Genomic DNA, 17,915 nt, shown 5'->3' with positions numbered 1-17,915 from the left:
GGGAGCGAAGTACCAACCGGCGAGGGGGGGGGGGGGGGGGGGGGGGGGGGGCGTCCTCTCCCCCCCCCCCCCCCCCCCCCCCATGCCGTGTTCCTACTGGCCGGGGTCCGGCAGGGGAACGGCCTGGCCCGTCACCCGAATCCGGGCGTCGTCCGGGTGCAGGTCGACGAAGAGGTCGCTGGGGCGGCCCATGTCCTCGCCCTGTCGGATGTGGGCCCGCCGGGGCTCGGTGACCAGGCCCAGCGCGCGCAGATAGCCGCCGAAGGCCGCAGCGGCGGCGCCGGTCGCCGGGTCCTCCACGACACCGCCGACGGGGAAGGGGTCGCGGGCGTGGAAGTCGAGGCGGTCGGGGGCCTCGCGGTGCACGAGGTGCACGGTGGTCCAGCCGTGCCGCCGCATGATCTCGTGCAGGGCGTCGAAGTCGTAGTCGAGCGCGGCCAGTCGTGCCCGGCTCGCGACCGCCAGTACGAGGTGCTCGTTGCCCGCGAAGGCGATGTGCGGCGGGAGGGCCGGGTCCAGCTCGTCCCGGCTCCAGCGCAGGGCCCGCAGCACCGGATCGACCTCGGCGTCCTCGGCCGGGCGGGAGTGCGCCGGAACGCTGGTGAGCGTGGCGCGGACCGGCCCGTCGCCGTCGGCGGTGGTCCCCACCCGGATCTCGCCCGCGGGCGTGTCGAAGAGCAGCTCGCCGGTGCCCGTCCGGGAGGCGAGGGCGACCGCGGTGGCGATCGTGGCGTGTCCGCAGAAGGCGACCTCGGCGCGGGGGCTGAAGTACCGCAGCCGGTAGCGGCGGGCCACGGGGTCGGACGCCGTGACGAACGCGGTCTCCGAGTATCCGACCCGGGCGGCGACGGCGAGCATCCGCGCGTCGTCGAGGTCTTCGGCGTCGAGCACCACGCCGGCCGGATTCCCGCCCGCGGGGTCCGCGGTGAAGGCCGAGTAGCGCAGGACGTCGAGGGCGGTCAGAAGCTCGTCCGAGCCGGTGGAGGACTGCTGTGTGCTGGTCATGCACTCACCCTGGCATCGTGGACTCATCGCGTCCAACGATTGTTTTCGTTCGCTGCCATCGACGATCGCGATAGTGTGCGCCGATGGACACCAGACTCCTGCGGACCTTCGTGACGCTCGCCAGAACGGGCGGCTTCACGGCCGCGGCCCGCGCGCTGCATCTCGCGCAGTCCACGGTCACCGTCCAGATCCGCACGCTGGAGCGGGAGCTGGGGACGCCGCTGTTCGACAGGCTGCCCTCGGGGACGGTGCCGACGCGTGCCGGAGCGAGCCTGCTGGAGGCGGCCGAGCAGGTGCTCGACGCGGTGGCCCGGCTCCGCGCGACGGCCTCGGCCGGGCAGGGGGACCCGGCGAGCGGGGCGGTCGAGGGCGAGGTGGCCGTGGGTGCGGGTGATTCGCTGTGCTCCTCGCGGCTGCCCGCGGTGATCGCCTCGTTGCGGCGCGGCCATCCCGGGCTCGATGTCCATCTGCACGCCGTCGGCACGGCCGCGGCGGTGGACGGTCTGCGCACGGGCCGGCTCGACCTCGCCCTCCTTTTGGAACCGGAGGTCGCCGAGAGCGATCTGCTGGCCCGCCGGATCGCCGGCGAGCCGCTGGCGTACGTGGCGGCGCCGGGCCACCGGCTCGCCGGCCGGTCGGCCGACTGGGAGGAGTTGGCCGGCGAGAGCTTCTTCGTGCACGAGGAGGGCTGCTCCTACAGCGACCGGCTCGTCCGGACATTGCTGGGCAGGTCCGGCACCCGCCCCCGGATCACCCGCTTCGGCAGCATCGACGCCGCCCGGTCGTGCGTCGAGGCCGGGCTCGGTCTGACCCTGCTCCCCCGGGTGACCGTCGAACGGCATCTGGCGGAGGGCCGGCTGTCCGCGGTGGACGGCCCCGAGGCCCAGCCGGTACCCGTCCAGCTGGTCCGGCATCGCCGGCGCTGGGTCTCGCCGGGCGCCCGGATCGTGGCGGAGGAGCTGACCCGGACCTTCGCCGGGGGCTCGGACGCGGCGTCGCACGAGAGCTGACCGGACACCGGCATCGGGCGCCCGGGGGGCGCCCAGAACCCCAATACCCGAATACGGGACGAGGCCCGCTGTGATATCCGCCATATCACGGGGCGGCATCAACTAACCAGTTTAGTAATTGATCTCCAGGCGACATGGGGGACTTGTCCGTCTTGATAGTGGAATACCTGGTGCGGGACGGGACGATACGACTTCACCTCGAAGCGATCCCCCGCCCATTCGCCCGGCAAGGCATTCTGACGACGCAACAGCAATTCCCGGCAGACACGGAACCGGACCTGCATGCCACTACCCCCATGGCAAGTGCCGAAGCGCTCTACTATTCGAGGTAGTACTTCTCTTTCTTGTCTTGCCGGGCAGTGGTCCGAAGAATGACGACCCCACGGCATCTCCGCAGCTCAGAAGCGGGGACCAGGCGGAGCAAACCGCACCGAAGGCGCTCCGCGATTACCGAGCGAGGTCATGGATGAGCAAGCACCGCAAGACGAGGCACCGCCGGAAGATAGTCATCGCCGCTCTCGCCGTCGGCGCCGTGGGTGTGCCCTCCGTCGCCATGGCGTGCTTCGGTGACCAGGGGGACGAGCGCGTCCGGTCCCATGACCGCGGGCAGCACGGGTCCCACCAGCGCTGGCAGCACGAGTCCCCTGACGGCCGGGAGCACGATCGGCCCCAGCACCACCGGTCGCGGCACGGCGAGGGGCACGCGAAGCCGACCGCGAAGGCCACCAAGACCCCGACCGCGACGCCCACCAAGGCCCCCTCCAAGGCTCCCTCCAAGGCACCCACCGCGGCGCCCACCAGGGTCGCCACCAAGGCACCCGCCAAGGCCCCCGCCCCCGCGCCGAGCGCCACGAGAACCGCCGCCCCGGCGTCCTCGGCCACCGCCCGCGTGGTGGAACTCGTCAACATCGAACGCAGCAAGGTCGGGTGCTCGCCGCTGAAGGTGAATGCGCAGCTGACCAAGGCCGCGCAGGATCACAGCAACGACATGGCCTCGCACCGGAATATGTCCCACACGGGATCCGACGGATCTTCTCCGGAGGACCGTATCCAGCGCGCCGGCTACAACTGGAGCGCATACGGCGAGAATGTCGCCTACGGATACTCCACACCGGAGAGCGTGATGAAGGGCTGGATGTCCAGCCCCGGCCACAAGCGCAACATCCTGGACTGCTCGTTCAAGGAGATCGGTGTCGGCCTGGCTCAGCCCGGCTATTACTGGACGCAGGACTTCGGAACTGCCGGATAACCGCGAGACGTCGAAGCGGCCGGAAATCCCCGGCACTTCGGGACGGCTTTGAGGTCCCCTACGGGAATTTCGTCGGGGACCTCAGCGCCGTCCGGCCGCCGACGCCTAGCGGGTGATCCGCAGATGGCGCGGGCCCCGCAGTACGGGGCTGCGCCGGTACGGCGGGGGGTCCTCGACCAGCCGGGGGTCGTCGAGGTGCCGGATGAGTTCGGTGAGGGCGAGCTGGGCCTCCAGACGGGCCAGCGGTGCGCCGAAGCAGCTGTGGATGCCGCTGCCGAACCCCAGGTGCTGGTTGTCCTCGCGCGCCGGGTCGAAGCGGTCGGGATCGCGGAACCGCAGCCGGTCGCGGTTGCCGGAGGCGAGCACCAGGATGAGCGGAGCGCCCTTGGGGATGGTGACTCCCGAGACCTCGATGTCGGCCAGCGGGGTGCGCTGCGGCAGCATCTGGACCGGTGGCTCGTAGCGCAGCAGCTCCTCGACCGCCAGCGGCATCAGCGCGGGTTCGCGGCGCAGGCGCGCCAGCTGGTCGGGGTGGCGCAGCAGGGTCAGTACGCCGTTGGTGATCAGGTTGACGGTCGTCTCGTGGCCCGCGATGAGCAGCAGGACCGAGGTGGTCATGATCTCCAGCGGGGTGAGCTGCTGGTCGGCGCATGCGCCGGCACCGTTGACGAACGCGGAGAGCATGTCGTCGGACGGCTGATCGCGGCGCTGCTCGGCGAGCCCGCCCAGATACAGCCCCATCGCCTTGCGGGCCTCCAGGGCGGCGTGTTCCCGTTCCGCGGGGTCCTCGCCGGGGGTGGGGTCGAAGCCCGCGACGATGGCGTCCGACCACGTCCGGAACTGCGGCTCGTCCTCGGTCGGTACGCCCAGCAGCCGGCAGATCACGGTGACGGGGAGCGGGTAGGCGAAGTCGTCCACCACGTCGATCTGGTCCTTGTCCCCGAAGCCGGCGAGCAGCTCCCCGACGATCCGGGTCATCTCCCCCTGCATGGCGTCGATCCGGCCCGGGGTGTGCGGGGGGCCGAAGGGCCGCATCGCCAGTCCGCGCAGCCGGTGGTGGGCGGGGTCGTCGAGCCCGATGAAGGACGGCGGAAGCTGCTCCCCGCTCCCGCCCCCGGCCTCCTGCGGCACGGTGCGCTTGCGGCGGTCGGAACTGATCCGCGGGTCGTGGAGCAGCGCCATGATCTCGTGGTACGTGCCGACGAGGTAGCTGCCGTCCTCCTGCCGCGCCACCCCCGCCTCGCGCAGCTCGGCGTAGAGCGGATAGGGGTCGGCGCGGCTGGCGTAGTCGGTGATCCGGTGGAACAGGGTGTCCGCGGCCATGGGCGGGGGCTCCTCATCGCTCTGCATCGCTAGGGAGTGACGGGTCTCAGCGGGCCGGGCGCACCAGGGTCAGGCGCCGGTCCGGCAGGTGACCGGTGAGGGCGACGGTCGGACCGTGCGAGAGCACCTTCGGGTCCGGCACGTCGGAGGGGGCCGGCGCCATCCGCCCGGCCTGGTCGGGGGCTCCGGGCCCGGGCGGGAACGGCGCCGCCGTCTCGATCATGCGCTCGTAGTGCTCCAGGGACTTGGCCTGGTTCACGCTCACCGCCGCGGTGACGCGCCCCCGGTAGCCGTAGACGGCGACCAGCCGGGCCTCCTGGAGCGACCCCTGGGCGATGACCACCTGGTCGGAGAAGGTGGGTACGCCGACCGACTTGATGTTGAGGCCGAACTGGCTGGACCAGAAGGCCGGGACGGTCAGATGCGGGCGTCTGCGGGGCCCGGGGTTGACCATGTTGTGGGCGGCGACCTCGGCCTGCGCGACCGCGTTGCCCCAGTGCTCCAGGGACAGCAGCTGATACTCGAAGAGCGGGTGCGGGAATCTGGCCACATCGCCGGCGGCGAAGACGTCGTCGGTGACAATGCCGTACATGTCGAAGGCGCGGCAGCCGGCGTCGCAGGTCACCCCTCGTGGGCCCGCGGCGAGTCCCGACTCGGCCAGCCACTCTGTGTTGCGGACCGCGCCCAGGGCGACCACGGCGACATCGGCTTCGATCCGTGTGCCGTCGGAGAACCGTGCGCCGGTGAGCCGTCCGTCGCCCTCCAGGGAGGTGACCGTCACTCCGCAGCGCAGATCGACGCCGTGGGCGCGCTGCAACCGCGCGGCCAGCGCGCCGAGCGTTCCGCCGAGCGCGCCGACCAGTGGCGCCGGCCCCCGCTCGGCGACCGTCACCTCCAGGCCGCGCTCCCGGCAGGCGGAGGCGATCTCCGAGCCGGTGAAGCCGGCGCCGATGACCAGGACCCGGCGCGGCCCGGCGTCCAGCCGCTCGGCGAGCCGGCCGGCCTCGTCGCTGGTGCGCAGGGTGAACACGCCGTCCAGGGCGGCTTCGGCCGGGTCCGGCCAGGGGCGGGCCCGGGTGCCGGTGGCGATCAGCAGCCGGTCGAAGGGCACCTCGGTACCGTCGGCGAGCAGCACCCGCTTCCCGTAGGGGTCGACCCCGGTTGCCCGCACGCCCAGTCGCCACTCCGCGTCGATCTCCCGGCGCCGCGGCAGGCCGGTGCGGTCGGCCGGCACCTTGCCGAGCAGCACCTGCTTGGACAACGGTGGCCTGTCGTACGGGGCCTGCGACTCCTCCCCGATCAAGGTCAGCGAACCGCCGAAGCCCTCCGCACGCAGCGTCTCGGCGGCTCGCAGCCCGGCGAGCGACGCGCCGACGATGACGATCCGGCCGTCGCGGAGTTCACCCGGCACCGGGGCCCGCCTCCTCGCCGACGAGGATGGCCTGCACGGGGCACGCCGCCGCGGCCCGGTGCACCCGTTCGCGCTGGTCTTCCGGGATGACCGGGGTGTACATCAGGGCCTCCTCGCCATGCATCGTGAACACCTCGGGGGCGAGGAACGCGCACTGCGCGTACCCCTGACAGCGATTGAGGTCGACGACGACGTTCATCCCGAGCATCCACTCCTCCGGCGGCCACACCTGTCCCGCCACCTCCGTCCTACTACCGATGCCGGCGCGGAGCAGGCGGTGCCGGGCCGTCGGAGTGGTGACTCACGGTGGTGCGGGTTGTCATGAACACGCCTTACGTGTCGTTGCGGGCGGCCGCCGAGAGACGCCCCGACCGGAAGAAACAAGACCTGACCCCCCTTCCGCTTCTCGCGCCCACTGAGCACCCTTTTGCCACGAAGGCGGAAGACCGGAACGCCTCCCCCCCCCCGCACCCGAGAAGTGAGTCGCACCATGGACGCTGAACACACCGCCCGCCCCTTAACAGCCGAAACGACCGCGGCCGCCGACTGGTACGTCGACGAGCGCTGCAACAACTGCGACGTCGCCCGGCAGCTCGCGCCGACGCTGATCGGCGAGGTCGACGGACGGTCCCGGATCCTGCGTCAGCCACGCGACGAGGCGGAGGAACGCCTGCTGCACGCCGCGGCGTTCGCCTGCCACTCCCGCTCCATCCGCCGGGCTTCCCGACGGCTGGACACCTCGCTGGACCCGTTCCCCCAGCCCCTCGACGACACCGACGACGCGGTGCACCTGTGCGGCCACAACTCGCCGCACACCGCCGCGGCCAACTCCTACCTCGTGCGGCGCCCCTCCGGGACCCTGATGATGGTCGACACCCCGCGCTGGAGCGAGGAACTGGCCGCGCGGTACGAGGGGCTGGGCCCCGTCACCGACGTCCTGCTCACCCACCGGGACCACGCCGCGCACGGCCGCCGGTACGCCGACCGCTTCGGCGCCCGGCTGTGGATCCACGAAGGCGACCTCGAAGCGGCTCCGGACGCCGACCGCGTACTGCGCGGCACCGGCCCGGCCGAGATCGCCGACGGCGTCCTCGCCCTTCCGCTCCCCGGCCACACCAGGGGAAGCGTGCTCTACGTCGTCGACGAGCGGTACTGCTTCAGCGGCGACAGCTTCTACTGGTCGCGGTCGACCGGTGACATCGAGGTGGCGGAGAGCGTCACCTGGTACTCCATCGAGGAGCTGGCGGCGTCCTTGGCCCGTACGGTCGACCGGCTGCGCTTCGAGTGGCTGCTGCCCGGGCACGGCGATCGAAAGCGGCTGCCCGCCGACCAAATGCACCGCAGGATGCGGCAGTTGGCGGCGCGGACCGCCGAACTGGAGCCCCGGCCCGTCGACTTCACCGCGGTGCGCTGGTGAGTGTCGGCAGGCGGGGCCTCGTCGCGGTGGCCGGAGCGGCGGTTCACCGCACCGAGGCGGCCGGCGGGCGCTCGCGCACGGCGCCGTAGGCGAGGAAGTAGGCCGGTACCCGGTTCAGCCACCGCGAGGTGGTGACCAGTTCGGCCATCCGCTTCGCCCGCCGGGGATCGCCGAACGGCGCCTCCCCGGCGAGCACCGGTCCGATGACGCGGGTGTGGGCGAGCCGCTGCAGGGCCTGGGTCAGGGCGGTGGTCGGCCACCGGCGGCGCTGCACGGCCCGCACGTCGCGCAGACCGACGCGGTCCGCCCGCAGCGGCCCGACGAGGTGCCGGGCGGCGGCGACCGCGTCCTCGACGGCGAGGTTGATGCCGATGCCGAAGACCGGCGACATCGCGTGCGCGGCGTCGCCGATGCACAGCAGCCCCGGGCGGTGCCAGCGCCGCAGCCGGTCGAGCCGTACGTCGAGCAGCTTCACCTCGTCCCAGGACCCGAGCGCCCGGACCCGGTCCGCCAGCCACGGGGCGGCGGTCGTGAAGTTGGCCATGAACGGCTCGAGGCCGGCGGCGCGGCGCTCGGCGTCGGTGCCCTTGGGGATCAGCGCGGCGCACTGCCAGTAGTCTCCGCGGTCGATCATGGCGGCGAGCAGCCGGTCGCCGACACCTCCCACGAGCCCGTGCGGGTCGCCCGCCCGCCGCGGCAGCCGGAACCACCAGGCGTCCATCGGGCAGGCGAAGCTGCGCAGCCCGAGTTCGGGCAGGAGCCGGGCCAGCGAGCCCCGCCCGTCGCAGGCCACCGTGAGCGTCGCCCTCAGCTCACCGATGCGGCCGTCGGACGTGCGGTAGCGCACTCCGGTGACCCGGCCGCGATCGACCAGGAAGCCGGTCGCCTCGGTGCTCATCCGTACCGAGAAGGACGGCTCGCGCCGGGCCTCGTCCGCCAGGAGGTCGAGCAGGTCCCACTGCGGCACCATCGCGATGTAGTTGAACCTGCCCCGCAGCGCGCCGATGTCGCCGACGGTGACCAGCGAACGATCCCGCCCGAGCGGCAGCTGAACCGTCTTCACCCGCCGCTGCGGCAGACGGGCGAACCGCTCGCTCAGCCCCAGCTCGTCCAGCAGCGCCAGCGTGGAGGGGTGCACGGTGTCGCCGCGGAAGTCGCGCAGGAAGTCCCCGTGCTTCTCCAGGACCGTGACCGCCACCCCCGCCCGGGCCAGCAGCAGCCCGAGCACCATCCCGGCGGGGCCGCCGCCCACCACACAGCAGGTGGTCCGCTCCATCGCAACCGCTCCTCTCCGGTGACCGCCGGGCATCCGCCGCACCGGCGCCCCTGGGGGGCACCGGCACTCAGCCAGATATACCCGCAAACCCGGGCAGCATCGCGGATCCCTCGTCGCGGCCCGGGCGGGCGCCGCGGCGGGCGGGCTCGTCGGAGAGCGGCGTCACCAGGTGTGCGCGACGTCCACGATCAGCTGCTGACCGGACTGGTGGACGCGGAACGGCAGCTTGGCGCGCACACCGAGGCCGACCTGGGTCTGCCCCTCGAAGCTCGCCCCGAACCTGGTGTCCTTGAACGTCCGGTAGCCGGTGAGGTCCACGCCCGGCAGCGGCTTGCCGGCCTCCGCGGCGTAGCTCTGCCGACCGGTCGACGGGTCGTAGCTCGGCGCGGACACATAGACCTGCAGGATGGCGCCGCCGCCGACCGGAATCCGCTGGCCGGAGCCGTCCTGGTGGAACTCGTCGACGTAGCCGACGTGGTAGCCGACCTTGCCGGTCGCGCCGCCGATGTCGAAGACCATGCGGTCGTAGCACGCGTGCCGACCGGTCCTGACGCTCTTCAGCGGCGCGGCGTTGGCGTCGGTGGCCGACTTGTCGCCGCTGCCCCAGCCGGTCGCGCAGGTCGTGGCAGGGGCGGCCGTGCCGGCCGGGCCGGTCACGGCGCCGGCCGCCCCGGCGGTGCCCAGAACCCCGGCGCCCGCCAGCACGAACACCGCGGCCGCGGTCCCCAACCGTCGCATGACTTACCTCCAGGAGAGATTCGGTACGGAGAATTCCGGTGCGGCGCGTTCGATGCCTCCGCCACACCGGTAACGATGCGTGCGGGAGGACGGCCGACGGAGCCACCGCGTTCCCTCCGGGGTCGCTTTCGGCCAGCGTGGGGGCGAAGTTGTCGCGAAAAGGGGCGCCGTGGTCACCGCACGCCGTGGGGCCGGAACTGCACGCTGATCCGCGGTCCCGTCGCCCGGTTGCTCTTGGGTATCGCGTGCTCCCAGGTCCGCTGGCAGGAGCCGCCCATCACGATGAGATCGCCGTGCCCCAGCGGCTTGCGCACCGAGCCGCCACCGCGACGTGGACGCAGCAGCAGGTCACGCGGCGCGCCCACGGACAGGATGGCGACCATCGTGTCCGCATGCCTGCTGCGGCCCGTCCGGTCGCCGTGCCAGGCCACGCTGTCGCGGCCGTCTCGGTAGTAGCAGAGGCCGGCCGTGGTGAAGGGTTCGCCGAGCTCGGCGGCGTAGTGGGCGGAGAGCACCTCCCTCGCCTCGTCCAGGACGGGGTGCGGCAGCGTGTCGTCGGCCTGGTAGAAGGCGAGCAGCCGCGGTACGTCCACCACGTGTTCGTACATCTGCCGGCGCTCGGCCTGCCAGGGCACCTCGGTGGCGAGCCGCAGGAACAGGGCGTCCGCCCCGCTGAGCCACCCGGGCAGCAGATCGATCCAGGCCCCGTCGCCGAGCTCGGTCCGGCGCAGCCCGTGCAGCGGGCCGAGGCGGATGTCGTCGGTCTGGTCGAAGAGCGAGCCCTGAAGATGCGTGCTCATGCTGCCAGCGTACCCAGATAATCGAATAAATGTTCTGTGCCGCGTTCTGTAGCGGCCCGGACCACCGGGCGCGGACACCCGGCCGTGCCGCGTCGGCGCCGGAAGGGCCGCGGCCCGGCTCCGGCCCGCGGCAACCGCCCGCGGCGTATCACCGGCCCCGTCGGGCCGCACCCACCACCGCCTTCTCCTCGGCGGTGGACAGCCAGAAGTACAGCCAGGGCAGGACGAGTTCCACAGCCGTAAGAACGAGCTGGAACCACTGCGGCCGACCGTGGACGGCGAGGGACAACAGCCGGCCGGCTCCACCGAGCAGAAGGATGCCGGCCAGCCACCGCACCGCCGTCGACGGGACTGGCGACTGCCGGGCAGCCCAGATCCAGGCGAGGCCGTATCCGAGGAAGACCGCCCCGTAGAAACGCTCCCGGCTGTCGACGGTCGCACCGGCCGAGCCCTCGCCCGGCACCGAGCCGATGCCGAGAGCGAGGTGGAGGGCACCGATCGCCACACAGGCGATCCCCATGATCAGCACAAGCCACCTGAGAAGCCTGACCATGATCCGACCACCCCTCCGTCGTTAGTAGACGTCTGCCTACTAACGGCGAAGGTAGGGACCTCAGTAGACACGTGTCAAGCAAGTAGTCTGTGCCGCGTGACCACGCGCCGCAGACTCGATCCCGCCGAGCGCCGCAACCAGCTGCTCGACGTCGGAGCGCGGCTCTTCGCGGCGAAGCCGTACGACGAGGTCCTCATGGAGGACATCGCCGAAGAAGCCGGCGTCTCCCGCGCGCTCCTCTACCGCTACTTCCCGAACAAGCGCGACCTGTTCGCCGCGATCTACCGGCAGGCCGCCGACCGGCTGCTGGCCGCGACGCACCTCGATCCGGCCGTGCCCGTGACCGAGCAGCTGGCCGCCGGACTCGACGCGCACATCGACTACTTCGTCGCGCACCGCAACACCGTGCTCGCGGCGAACCGGGTGCTCGCCGGCGACCCCGTCATCCAGGCCGTCATCACCGACGAGCTGGCCGTGCTGCGCCGGCGCCTGCTCGACACCACCGCGCTCAAAGACGGCCCCGGGGACCTGGTGTCGGCGGCGCTGATGAGCTGGCTGGTGTTCGTCCGCGCCCTGTGCGTGGACTGGCTGGCGCACCAGAAGTTCTCCCGCACCGAGCTGCGCGAGATGTGCGTCGGCGCTCTGCTGGGGGCGCTCGAACCGGTCATGGACCTCGGTCCGCTCCGCTCCGTCCATCCGGACGCCGACGCCGAGGCCCGCGCCGGCGGCTGACCTCCCCTCAGGCCGACGCCTGTGCGGCGGCGCGTTCGCGGGCGGCGGCGGCCCGCGCCGGGTCGCCCAGCTGGTCCTCCAGCCGGGCCTTGGCCGCCCAGTTGTACGGGCAGATCGGGCGCAGTTGGATGCGTTCGCTGAGCAGGGTGCGGGCCAGTTCGGTACGGCCGGCGCGCAGGGACGCCTCGACGAGGGTGCGCTGGATCGCGTCGCGCTGGGCGTGGCTGCCGCCGAAGGTGTGCAGACGGTCGCGGACGGGCAGCAGCAGATCGGTGGCCCGGGAGTAGTCCTGCTGTCCGTAGGCGATCAGCGCGCGGCAGACCGGCAGGCCGATCCGGGCGGTCATGGCGCCGTTGAACCCGGTGGGTTCGGCCGCCAGCCAGCGCTCCCGGTCCTGGACGAGGCGCTGCGCCAGGGCGATGCGGCCCGCCCCCACATAGGCCATGACGGCGTGGGCGTCGTTGAAGGCGTAATAGGGGCCGTCCTGGCGACGCTCCCAGGCGTCGGCGACTCGCTCCCACCGTGCGCTGTGCACGTCCTCGGCCAGGTACAGCCGCCACAGCAGGGCCGCGGCGTCCAGCAGCCCCATCGCCATGCCCGCCGAACCGTCGTGGTGGATCGCCGCGTCGTAGATCTCCAGCACCCGGTCGACGTCGCCGGCCTCCAGCGCGTAGAGGGCGTAGTGCCACCAGTTGTGGACGGTGAGCAGGGTGCCGCTCGCCCAGTCGTCGGTGCGGGCGTCGAGGAATCGGATCCCGTCGGTGAAGCGTCCGCGCATCTCATGGCTGTGGACCACGCTGTGGATCGCCCACACATCGCGTGGATGCCGCGCGACGGCGGCCAGGCCGACCTCCTCGGCGCGTTCGTAGTGGCCCGACTCCTCCAGGCCGAACGCGTACATGCCGAGCAGCGGTCCGTGGTGGGGGTCGTCCTCGTCCCAGGCGTCCAGTGCTCCGCCGACGCGGTCGCGCAGACGTGCGGCGTCGCCGGTGAGGAAGTCGTGCTGATGCCCCACGAAGAGCGCCAGCGCATCGCGCGGAAAGGCGACGGAGATGTCGCCGAGGAGCCGGCCGGCGCCGTGCAGATCGCCGTCCAGCCATGCCGTCGCGGCGGCGAGGTGCATGCGCTCGCGGGAGGTGAGCCGTTCGGTGTCCAGCCCGGAGCGGAAGTCGACGAAGGCCTCGCGTGCCGCGGCCGCGTCCTTCTCCTCGGTCCCCAGCACGCCCAGATACGCCATCAGGCTCTGCCCCATCGCCGAACGCGGCGCCGCGGCGAGCACGGACCGGGCCGTCTCCATGACCTGGGGGCGGAAGAACAGCAGGTCGTCCAGGGCCTGTTCGTAAGGGGTGACGGCATCGGCGCCGGTGTCGGTCATCGTGTGGCCGTGCCGGTCCGTGGTCATGGATACCTCCTGCGTGGCATGGGTGCCGGACGGGCTGGTCCGCTCGGGATGCGAAAGAAGCGCGGGCCACCGGTCCGGGACGGGGCCCTCGCGCATCCCGCCATGGTCCCCGCGCCGGAGACGTGCGTCAGGCCCCTTCACCCGATTGGCCGAACGGCGTCGCCGGGCCGGATCCGCGAGCGCGCTCCGCCCGCCCCGTCCTCAACCGTCCTCGGGCCGCTGCTGGGTCGAGCAGTGGATGCCCCCTCCGCCCTCGCCGAGGTGGTCCACCGGCAGTTGTGCGACCTCGCGGCCCGGGTACAGGTCGCGCACGATGGAGGCGGCCCTGCGGTCGGCCTTCCGGTCACCGAAACGGGGCATGATGACGCCGCCGTTGACCACGTAGTAGTTGACGTAGCAGGCCAGGAACCCTTCCCCGCGGCGACCGATGTCGACCGGCTCCGGCAGCTCGACGACCTCCAGCCGCTTCCCCCGGGCGTCGACGGCGCGGTCCAGGACCTTGCGGGCCTGGTCGTAGGCCGCGGTCCAGACGTCGCGGGGAGCCTGCTCGTCCGGTGTGCTCATGACCACGACGCCGGGCTCGCTGAAGCGCGCCAGCGCGTCGATGTGGTAGTCCGTGATGTCCTCGCCCAGGACGCCCTTCACCCAGATCACCGTGGCGACGCCGAACAGGTCCTTGAGCGCCCGCTCGATGGCCTTGCGCGACATACCGGGGTTGCGGGAGTCGTTGACCAGGGAACTCTCGGTCACCAGCAGCGTCCCCTCGCCGTCGGTCTCCAACGCCCCGCCCTCCGCGGTGATCGGCGCCTTGATCCTCCTGACGCGCTCGCCCTCCAGGACGGCCCGGGCGACCCGGCCGTCGCGGGCGTGCTCCTGCTTGCCGCCCCAGCCGTTGAAGTTGAGGTCGACTCCCGCGATCCGGTCGGCGGCGCGCACGAAGGTCGGTCCCGTGTCGCGCATCCACAGGTCGTCCACCGGGGTCGGGACGACCTCCACCGCGGAACCGCAGGCCCGCCGGGCCGCCCCCACCTCCGCGCGGTTGGCGAGCAGGGTCACCGGCTCGAAGTCGGCGACGGTCCGCGCGATGCGCGCGATGTCCTCGCGCACGCCGTCGGTGGCCGATCCCCAGATCCGGCGCGTGGGCCAGGCCATATAGGTCAGCTCGTGCGGCTGGGACTCCTCGGGCCACCACCGCCGGTCGGCCGGCCGTGCGCAGCCGGTCCCGCCGAGGGCGGCCACGGCCGCTGCCTGCAGTGTGCGACGTCTGGACATTTCCACGCTCAACCACCTGACTGAAAATTTGGTCAGGACGATTCTAGGGCATGATCAGAGCCGACACAGTGACCTTTCTCTTGGACAGCGGGAGTGCGTGATGCCGGACCGGCCCACCCAGATCCTGGAAGCCGCCGCCCGGCTGATCGCGCGGCGCGGTGTGCGCGGGCTGCGCGTCGAGGAGGTCTCCGCCGAGGCCGGCGTCTCGACCGCGCTGATCTACTACCACTTCAAGGACCGCGCCGGACTGCTGCGACGGACGCTGGAGTTCATCAGCCGGCGCGCGGTCCGCTACACCGACCCCGCCCTGGAGTCCTCCGACGATCCGCGAACCCAGCTCACCGACATGCTGCTGCTGGAACTGCAGGACATCGACCAGGTACGGGAGAACAGCGCGGCCTGGGGCGAGTTGCGCGCCACCGCCATCTTCGACCCGGACCTGCGCGCGCTGCTGGCGGATGCGACCCGCGACTGGGTCGAGGACCTCGCCCGGCTCATCGGCCAGGTGCGGACGGCCGGTTCGGCCGGCACCGGCACCGACCCGTACGCCACGGCCGAACGGCTCACCGCCCTGGTGGAGGGCCTCAGCGAACGCTGGCTGAGCGGGACCACCTCGCTGGAGCGCGCACACGAGCTGCTCCGCGGCGCCGTCGAGGCGGAGCTGGGGGCGGGATGACCGGCGGCCCGGTCCCGTTCCGCGCGCCCTCGGTCTCCGACTGACACGGCGTCAGCGCCATCGGGCACGCCCCACGGCGGCCGCGAGGGTCAGCGGAACCGTCAGTACGGCGGCGACGGCGAAGAGCGCGCCGTACTCGTGCCGGGCGGCGGTACTCGCCGTCAGGCTGCTGGCCAGCGCGCTGCCGCCGTAGAGGCTGACGCCGAACATCGCCACGCCGGTGGCCCGGGCCGTCGGCGTCGCCGCCGTCGCCCACGACTGGACCGTGGTGTGCAGGAACGACCAGCCGGTGCCCAGGAGCAACGCGGCGACTCCCAGGGCCGGAACGGACCGGCTCACGGCGGCGAGGGCGTAGGCCACGGCGGCCTGTGCCCCGCCCGCCACGATCAGCCTGGCGGGGCTCCACCGGCCCACCAGCTTCTTGACCAGCTGCGCGCACGCCATCGCCCCGACGCCGTAGAGCGCCGACACCGCCCCGGCCACCGCGGCCGGCACGCCCCGGGCCTCCAGCGCGGGCGCCAGATACGTCAAGAAGCCCAGCATGACGGCGCCTTCGAGCAGGGCGACGGCCATGACGTACCACATCCACCGGGTGGCCAGGACGATGCGGAACGGAGCCAGCAGGCCGGCCCCGGAGGGGCTGCGCGCCGGTTCGGGGAGGTGGCGCAGCGCGCGGGAGAGGTATCCGGCGAGCAGCGCGGGCAACAGGAAGACCACCCGCCAGCTGACGTAGTGCGCCAGCGCTCCGGCCACGACCGTGCCCAGCGCCGTTCCCAGCGCGAAGGCGGTCATCAGATCGGTGAGCGGGCGCTGGCGCCGCTCGGCGGGTACGACGTCGCCGATATGGCTCAGGGAGGCGGGAATGCAGGCGGCGAAGCAGGCTCCGCAGACGGCGCGGGACACGATGAGCGTCTCGGCGTTCGGGGCGAGCGCCGAGAGCACCGCGGCGAGCGACCCCGCGGCGAGGGAGAACCGCATGACGCGGATCCGCCCCAGCCGGTCGCCGGCCAGACCCCAGACCGGCTGCATCAGGCCGTACGCCAGGTAGTAGCCGCCGGCTGCGAGCGCCACCTTCGACAGATCCGTGCCGAGTCGGTCCGCGATGATCAGCAGCATCGGGGCGATACAGAACCGGTCGAAGTTGCTGATCAGGCCCGCGCCCCGCAGGAGCCGGAGCGAGCGGGCGGGCAGCGCGGGCGCCGGCTCGGTGGGCCGATCGGGCCCGGTGGGCGTGGGGGTGGACACGGAGCGGTCGCTGAACACGGGACTCCCTTCGGCGCCCGGCCTCTTCCCGGGCTGTTTCCGCCAGCCCACCACTCCCGCCGTCCACTTTTGATCGCCAAGCGATCACCATCACTCACACTTTGAGCCGGCACGACATGTGTGACGAGAAAGGAAGTCGGTCCGATGAGCTTCAGGGAACGGCCGGCCGGCGACGGCCCCGGCCCGGCGAGTACGTCGCGCAAGGAGCTTGGTGCCTTCCTGCGCTCGCGCCGGGAGCGGCTGACGCCCAGGGAACTGGGGCTGCCGGTCGCTCCGCGCCGTCGCACCCCCGGTCTGCGGCGCGACGAGGTGGCCGAGCGGGCCGGTATCAGCAGCTCCTGGTACGCGTGGCTGGAGCAGGGGCGCGTCCGTACGTCGGAGCAGGTGCTGCGCGCGGTGGCGCGGGCGCTGTGCCTGGACGGCGCCGAGACCGCGCACGTCCTGTCGTTCGTCGAGGACGCCGCGGCGGCCGGCACACCGCCGGGCTATGTCTCACGGAACCTGTTGTCCCTGGTGGAGTCGGTTTCGCCGAACCCCGCAGTGGTCATCGACCCGCACTGGGACCTGCTCGCCTGGAACGCCGGATACGCGGCCCTGCTCACCGACCCCGCACGCCTTCCTCCGAAGCGGCGCAATCTGCCGTGGCTGGTGTTCCGTTGGGCACCGGCGCGCGCCCTGCTCGCCGACTGGGAGTCCGAGGCGCGCGGTCTCCTGGGCCAGTTCCGTGCCGCCGCCGCCCGTCGTCCGGAGGACCGGCGGTATGCGGAGATCATCCACGAGATCACCCAGGACCCGGATGCGGCCCGCTGGTACGGCCGCCGGGAGACAGCCGTCTACCAGCCCGCGGTCCGCCGCTTCCGACACCCCAGGGCGGGCGAGCTGAGCCTGCGCTACGTGAAGCTGGCCGACCTCGACGAGCCCGGGCATCACTTCCTGTGCTACCTGCCCGACGACGCGGGCACCGAGACCGCGGTGCGCAGGCTCACCGAGGACGACGGATGATTCCGGCCGCCGGTCCGGACCGGCCCCCTATGCCTCGCCACCCGCACCGGAACGGCACGCCGGGTGGCCCCAGCCGTCCGGGTTCTTGGCGATCGGCTCGCCCGCGGCGTACGTCCGCCCGCACCGGCAGCGGCCGGGGAACTTGGCGTCGAGGGTCCGCGTGGAGCTGCCCGAGGTGCGCCGGCGCGGCGAAGCGGCCGTCTTCGCCGCCGAGCCGGTGGTACGACGGCGCGTGCCGCCGGGCCGAACGGTGTCCGGTGCGGGCGGCGGCTCCGCGGACCCGAGCGCGCTGCCCGCGGCCTCCTGGACGACCGCCGCCTGGCTCGCGGCCCGGTCGGCGAAGTCGTTGAGCCGGTCGCCGTCCACTTGGTGCGCGGGCACGTAGCGGAACTCCACCTCGCGGCCCGTGAGCAGGGCGTCGATGCGTACGACGAGTTCCTGGTTGGCCACCGGCTTGCCCGCGGCCGTCTTCCACCCCTTGCGCTTCCAGCCGGGGAGCCACGTCGTGACGGCCTTCATCGCGTACTGGGAGTCCATCCGGATCTCGATCGCCACGGCCGGGTCGGTGGCCGTCAGCAGGCGTTCCAGCGCGGTGAGCTCCGCGACGTTGTTCGTCGCGGTGCCCAGCGGACCGGCCTCCCAGCGAAGGACGGTCTCCCCTGCGTCGGCGACGACCCAGGCCCAGCCCGCGGGCCCGGGGTTTCCTTTCGATGCACCGTCACATGCGGCAATCACGCGTTCAGCCATGCGCGCGATCATGCCAGGCGGCGACTCGCGGGGCGAAGT

At 72.5% G+C, this 17,915-nt stretch carries 18 protein-coding genes; 6 read left to right on the top strand and 12 right to left on the bottom strand.

Annotated elements, in window-relative coordinates:
• Positions 1 to 93: 93 nt before the first annotated feature.
• Positions 94 to 1,005, bottom strand: coding sequence for a PhzF family phenazine biosynthesis isomerase (locus AC0680_RS17895; RefSeq protein WP_478629489.1), 912 nt, complete (start codon positions 1,003 to 1,005; stop codon positions 94 to 96).
• An 83-nt stretch (positions 1,006 to 1,088) separates the two neighbouring features.
• On the opposite strand from AC0680_RS17895, the gene AC0680_RS17890 reads away from it, so the two are divergent.
• Positions 1,089 to 2,015 carry a LysR family transcriptional regulator gene (locus tag AC0680_RS17890; protein WP_478629488.1) on the top strand — a complete coding sequence of 309 codons (927 nt, stop codon included), beginning with the start codon at positions 1,089 to 1,091 and terminating at the stop codon, positions 2,013 to 2,015.
• A 466-nt stretch (positions 2,016 to 2,481) separates the two neighbouring features.
• On the top strand, positions 2,482 to 3,264 hold the full coding sequence (locus tag AC0680_RS17885) for a CAP domain-containing protein (RefSeq protein ID WP_478629486.1): 783 nt from the start codon (positions 2,482 to 2,484) through the stop codon (positions 3,262 to 3,264).
• Positions 3,265 to 3,369: 105 nt separating this feature from the next.
• Here AC0680_RS17885 and AC0680_RS17880 read toward each other — a convergent pair whose 3' ends face one another.
• Genes AC0680_RS17880 through AC0680_RS17870 form a run of 3 tightly spaced genes read right to left on the bottom strand, consistent with a single transcriptional unit; the run spans position 3,370 to position 6,197 of the window.
• Positions 3,370 to 4,587 (bottom strand): cytochrome P450, encoded by a 1,218-nt coding sequence (locus AC0680_RS17880; protein WP_478629483.1) that lies wholly within the window; start codon positions 4,585 to 4,587, stop codon positions 3,370 to 3,372.
• Positions 4,588 to 4,633: 46 nt separating this feature from the next.
• A complete protein-coding gene (locus AC0680_RS17875) occupies positions 4,634 to 5,998 on the bottom strand; it encodes an NAD(P)/FAD-dependent oxidoreductase (protein WP_478629482.1) in 1,365 nt (454 codons plus the stop codon).
• Positions 5,988 to 6,197, bottom strand: coding sequence for a ferredoxin (locus AC0680_RS17870; protein ID WP_478629740.1), 210 nt, complete (start codon positions 6,195 to 6,197; stop codon positions 5,988 to 5,990). Before AC0680_RS17870 ends, AC0680_RS17875 begins: the two co-directional genes overlap by 11 nt.
• Positions 6,198 to 6,488: 291 nt before the next feature.
• On the opposite strand from AC0680_RS17870, the gene AC0680_RS17865 reads away from it, so the two are divergent.
• Positions 6,489 to 7,415, top strand: a complete 927-nt coding sequence (locus tag AC0680_RS17865; protein ID WP_478629481.1) for an MBL fold metallo-hydrolase — start codon at positions 6,489 to 6,491, stop codon at positions 7,413 to 7,415.
• Positions 7,416 to 7,458: 43 nt separating this feature from the next.
• Here the strand turns inward: AC0680_RS17865 and AC0680_RS17860 are convergent, their stop codons facing one another.
• The 4 genes from AC0680_RS17860 to AC0680_RS17845 all read right to left on the bottom strand — a co-directional run bounded on the left by AC0680_RS17860 (position 7,459) and on the right by AC0680_RS17845 (position 10,782).
• Positions 7,459 to 8,691, bottom strand: a complete 1,233-nt coding sequence (locus AC0680_RS17860; RefSeq protein ID WP_478629480.1) for an FAD-dependent oxidoreductase — start codon at positions 8,689 to 8,691, stop codon at positions 7,459 to 7,461.
• Between the two features lie 162 nt (positions 8,692 to 8,853).
• Complete coding sequence (locus tag AC0680_RS17855) at positions 8,854 to 9,429, bottom strand: AMIN-like domain-containing (lipo)protein (RefSeq protein ID WP_478629477.1); 576 nt, start codon at positions 9,427 to 9,429, stop codon at positions 8,854 to 8,856.
• Positions 9,430 to 9,602: 173 nt separating this feature from the next.
• Positions 9,603 to 10,229 (bottom strand): alpha-ketoglutarate-dependent dioxygenase AlkB, encoded by a 627-nt coding sequence (locus AC0680_RS17850; protein WP_478629476.1) that lies wholly within the window; start codon positions 10,227 to 10,229, stop codon positions 9,603 to 9,605.
• Between the two features lie 148 nt (positions 10,230 to 10,377).
• The gene (locus tag AC0680_RS17845; protein WP_478629475.1) at positions 10,378 to 10,782 is read right to left on the bottom strand and encodes a DUF4345 domain-containing protein; all 405 of its coding nucleotides are present in this window, start codon (positions 10,780 to 10,782) and stop codon (positions 10,378 to 10,380) included.
• Between the two features lie 96 nt (positions 10,783 to 10,878).
• Between AC0680_RS17845 and AC0680_RS17840 the strand changes: the two genes are divergently transcribed.
• Positions 10,879 to 11,514, top strand: coding sequence for a TetR/AcrR family transcriptional regulator (locus AC0680_RS17840; protein ID WP_478629472.1), 636 nt, complete (start codon positions 10,879 to 10,881; stop codon positions 11,512 to 11,514).
• A gap of 7 nt (positions 11,515 to 11,521) precedes the next feature.
• Here the strand turns inward: AC0680_RS17840 and AC0680_RS17835 are convergent, their stop codons facing one another.
• Positions 11,522 to 12,916, bottom strand: coding sequence for a tetratricopeptide repeat protein (locus tag AC0680_RS17835; RefSeq protein ID WP_478629470.1), 1,395 nt, complete (start codon positions 12,914 to 12,916; stop codon positions 11,522 to 11,524).
• A gap of 201 nt (positions 12,917 to 13,117) precedes the next feature.
• Entirely contained in the window at positions 13,118 to 14,188 is a 1,071-nt protein-coding gene (locus AC0680_RS17830) for an agmatine deiminase family protein (RefSeq protein WP_478629468.1), read from the bottom strand.
• A gap of 100 nt (positions 14,189 to 14,288) precedes the next feature.
• On the opposite strand from AC0680_RS17830, the gene AC0680_RS17825 reads away from it, so the two are divergent.
• Positions 14,289 to 14,864, top strand: coding sequence for a TetR/AcrR family transcriptional regulator (locus AC0680_RS17825; protein ID WP_478629467.1), 576 nt, complete (start codon positions 14,289 to 14,291; stop codon positions 14,862 to 14,864).
• A gap of 51 nt (positions 14,865 to 14,915) precedes the next feature.
• Here AC0680_RS17825 and AC0680_RS17820 read toward each other — a convergent pair whose 3' ends face one another.
• Positions 14,916 to 16,127, bottom strand: coding sequence for an MFS transporter (locus AC0680_RS17820; protein ID WP_478629465.1), 1,212 nt, complete (start codon positions 16,125 to 16,127; stop codon positions 14,916 to 14,918).
• Between the two features lie 144 nt (positions 16,128 to 16,271).
• Between AC0680_RS17820 and AC0680_RS17815 the strand changes: the two genes are divergently transcribed.
• Positions 16,272 to 17,129 (top strand): helix-turn-helix transcriptional regulator, encoded by an 858-nt coding sequence (locus AC0680_RS17815; protein ID WP_478629462.1) that lies wholly within the window; start codon positions 16,272 to 16,274, stop codon positions 17,127 to 17,129.
• 27 nt (positions 17,130 to 17,156) lie between these two features.
• Here the strand turns inward: AC0680_RS17815 and AC0680_RS17810 are convergent, their stop codons facing one another.
• Complete coding sequence (locus tag AC0680_RS17810) at positions 17,157 to 17,888, bottom strand: ribonuclease H family protein (protein WP_478629460.1); 732 nt, start codon at positions 17,886 to 17,888, stop codon at positions 17,157 to 17,159.
• Positions 17,889 to 17,915: the final 27 nt, after the last annotated feature.

It is taken from the genome of Streptomyces sp. NPDC043738 (assembly GCF_056436545.1).
This window is presented reverse-complemented; position numbering and strand designations above follow the sequence as displayed.

Coding starts and splice junctions, on each gene's coding strand:
- AC0680_RS17890 (WP_478629488.1), top strand. CDS start 1,089: ATGGACACCAGACTCCTGCGGACCTTCGTGACGCTCGCCAGAACGGGC.
- AC0680_RS17835 (WP_478629470.1), bottom strand. CDS start 12,916: ATGACCACGGACCGGCACGGCCACACGATGACCGACACCGGCGCCGAT.
- AC0680_RS17810 (WP_478629460.1), bottom strand. CDS start 17,888: ATGATCGCGCGCATGGCTGAACGCGTGATTGCCGCATGTGACGGTGCA.
- AC0680_RS17885 (WP_478629486.1), top strand. CDS start 2,482: ATGAGCAAGCACCGCAAGACGAGGCACCGCCGGAAGATAGTCATCGCC.
- AC0680_RS17850 (WP_478629476.1), bottom strand. CDS start 10,229: ATGAGCACGCATCTTCAGGGCTCGCTCTTCGACCAGACCGACGACATC.
- AC0680_RS17830 (WP_478629468.1), bottom strand. CDS start 14,188: ATGTCCAGACGTCGCACACTGCAGGCAGCGGCCGTGGCCGCCCTCGGC.
- AC0680_RS17845 (WP_478629475.1), bottom strand. CDS start 10,782: ATGGTCAGGCTTCTCAGGTGGCTTGTGCTGATCATGGGGATCGCCTGT.
- AC0680_RS17855 (WP_478629477.1), bottom strand. CDS start 9,429: ATGCGACGGTTGGGGACCGCGGCCGCGGTGTTCGTGCTGGCGGGCGCC.
- AC0680_RS17815 (WP_478629462.1), top strand. CDS start 16,272: ATGAGCTTCAGGGAACGGCCGGCCGGCGACGGCCCCGGCCCGGCGAGT.
- AC0680_RS17865 (WP_478629481.1), top strand. CDS start 6,489: ATGGACGCTGAACACACCGCCCGCCCCTTAACAGCCGAAACGACCGCG.
- AC0680_RS17860 (WP_478629480.1), bottom strand. CDS start 8,691: ATGGAGCGGACCACCTGCTGTGTGGTGGGCGGCGGCCCCGCCGGGATG.
- AC0680_RS17825 (WP_478629467.1), top strand. CDS start 14,289: ATGCCGGACCGGCCCACCCAGATCCTGGAAGCCGCCGCCCGGCTGATC.
- AC0680_RS17880 (WP_478629483.1), bottom strand. CDS start 4,587: ATGGCCGCGGACACCCTGTTCCACCGGATCACCGACTACGCCAGCCGC.
- AC0680_RS17870 (WP_478629740.1), bottom strand. CDS start 6,197: ATGAACGTCGTCGTCGACCTCAATCGCTGTCAGGGGTACGCGCAGTGC.
- AC0680_RS17895 (WP_478629489.1), bottom strand. CDS start 1,005: ATGACCAGCACACAGCAGTCCTCCACCGGCTCGGACGAGCTTCTGACC.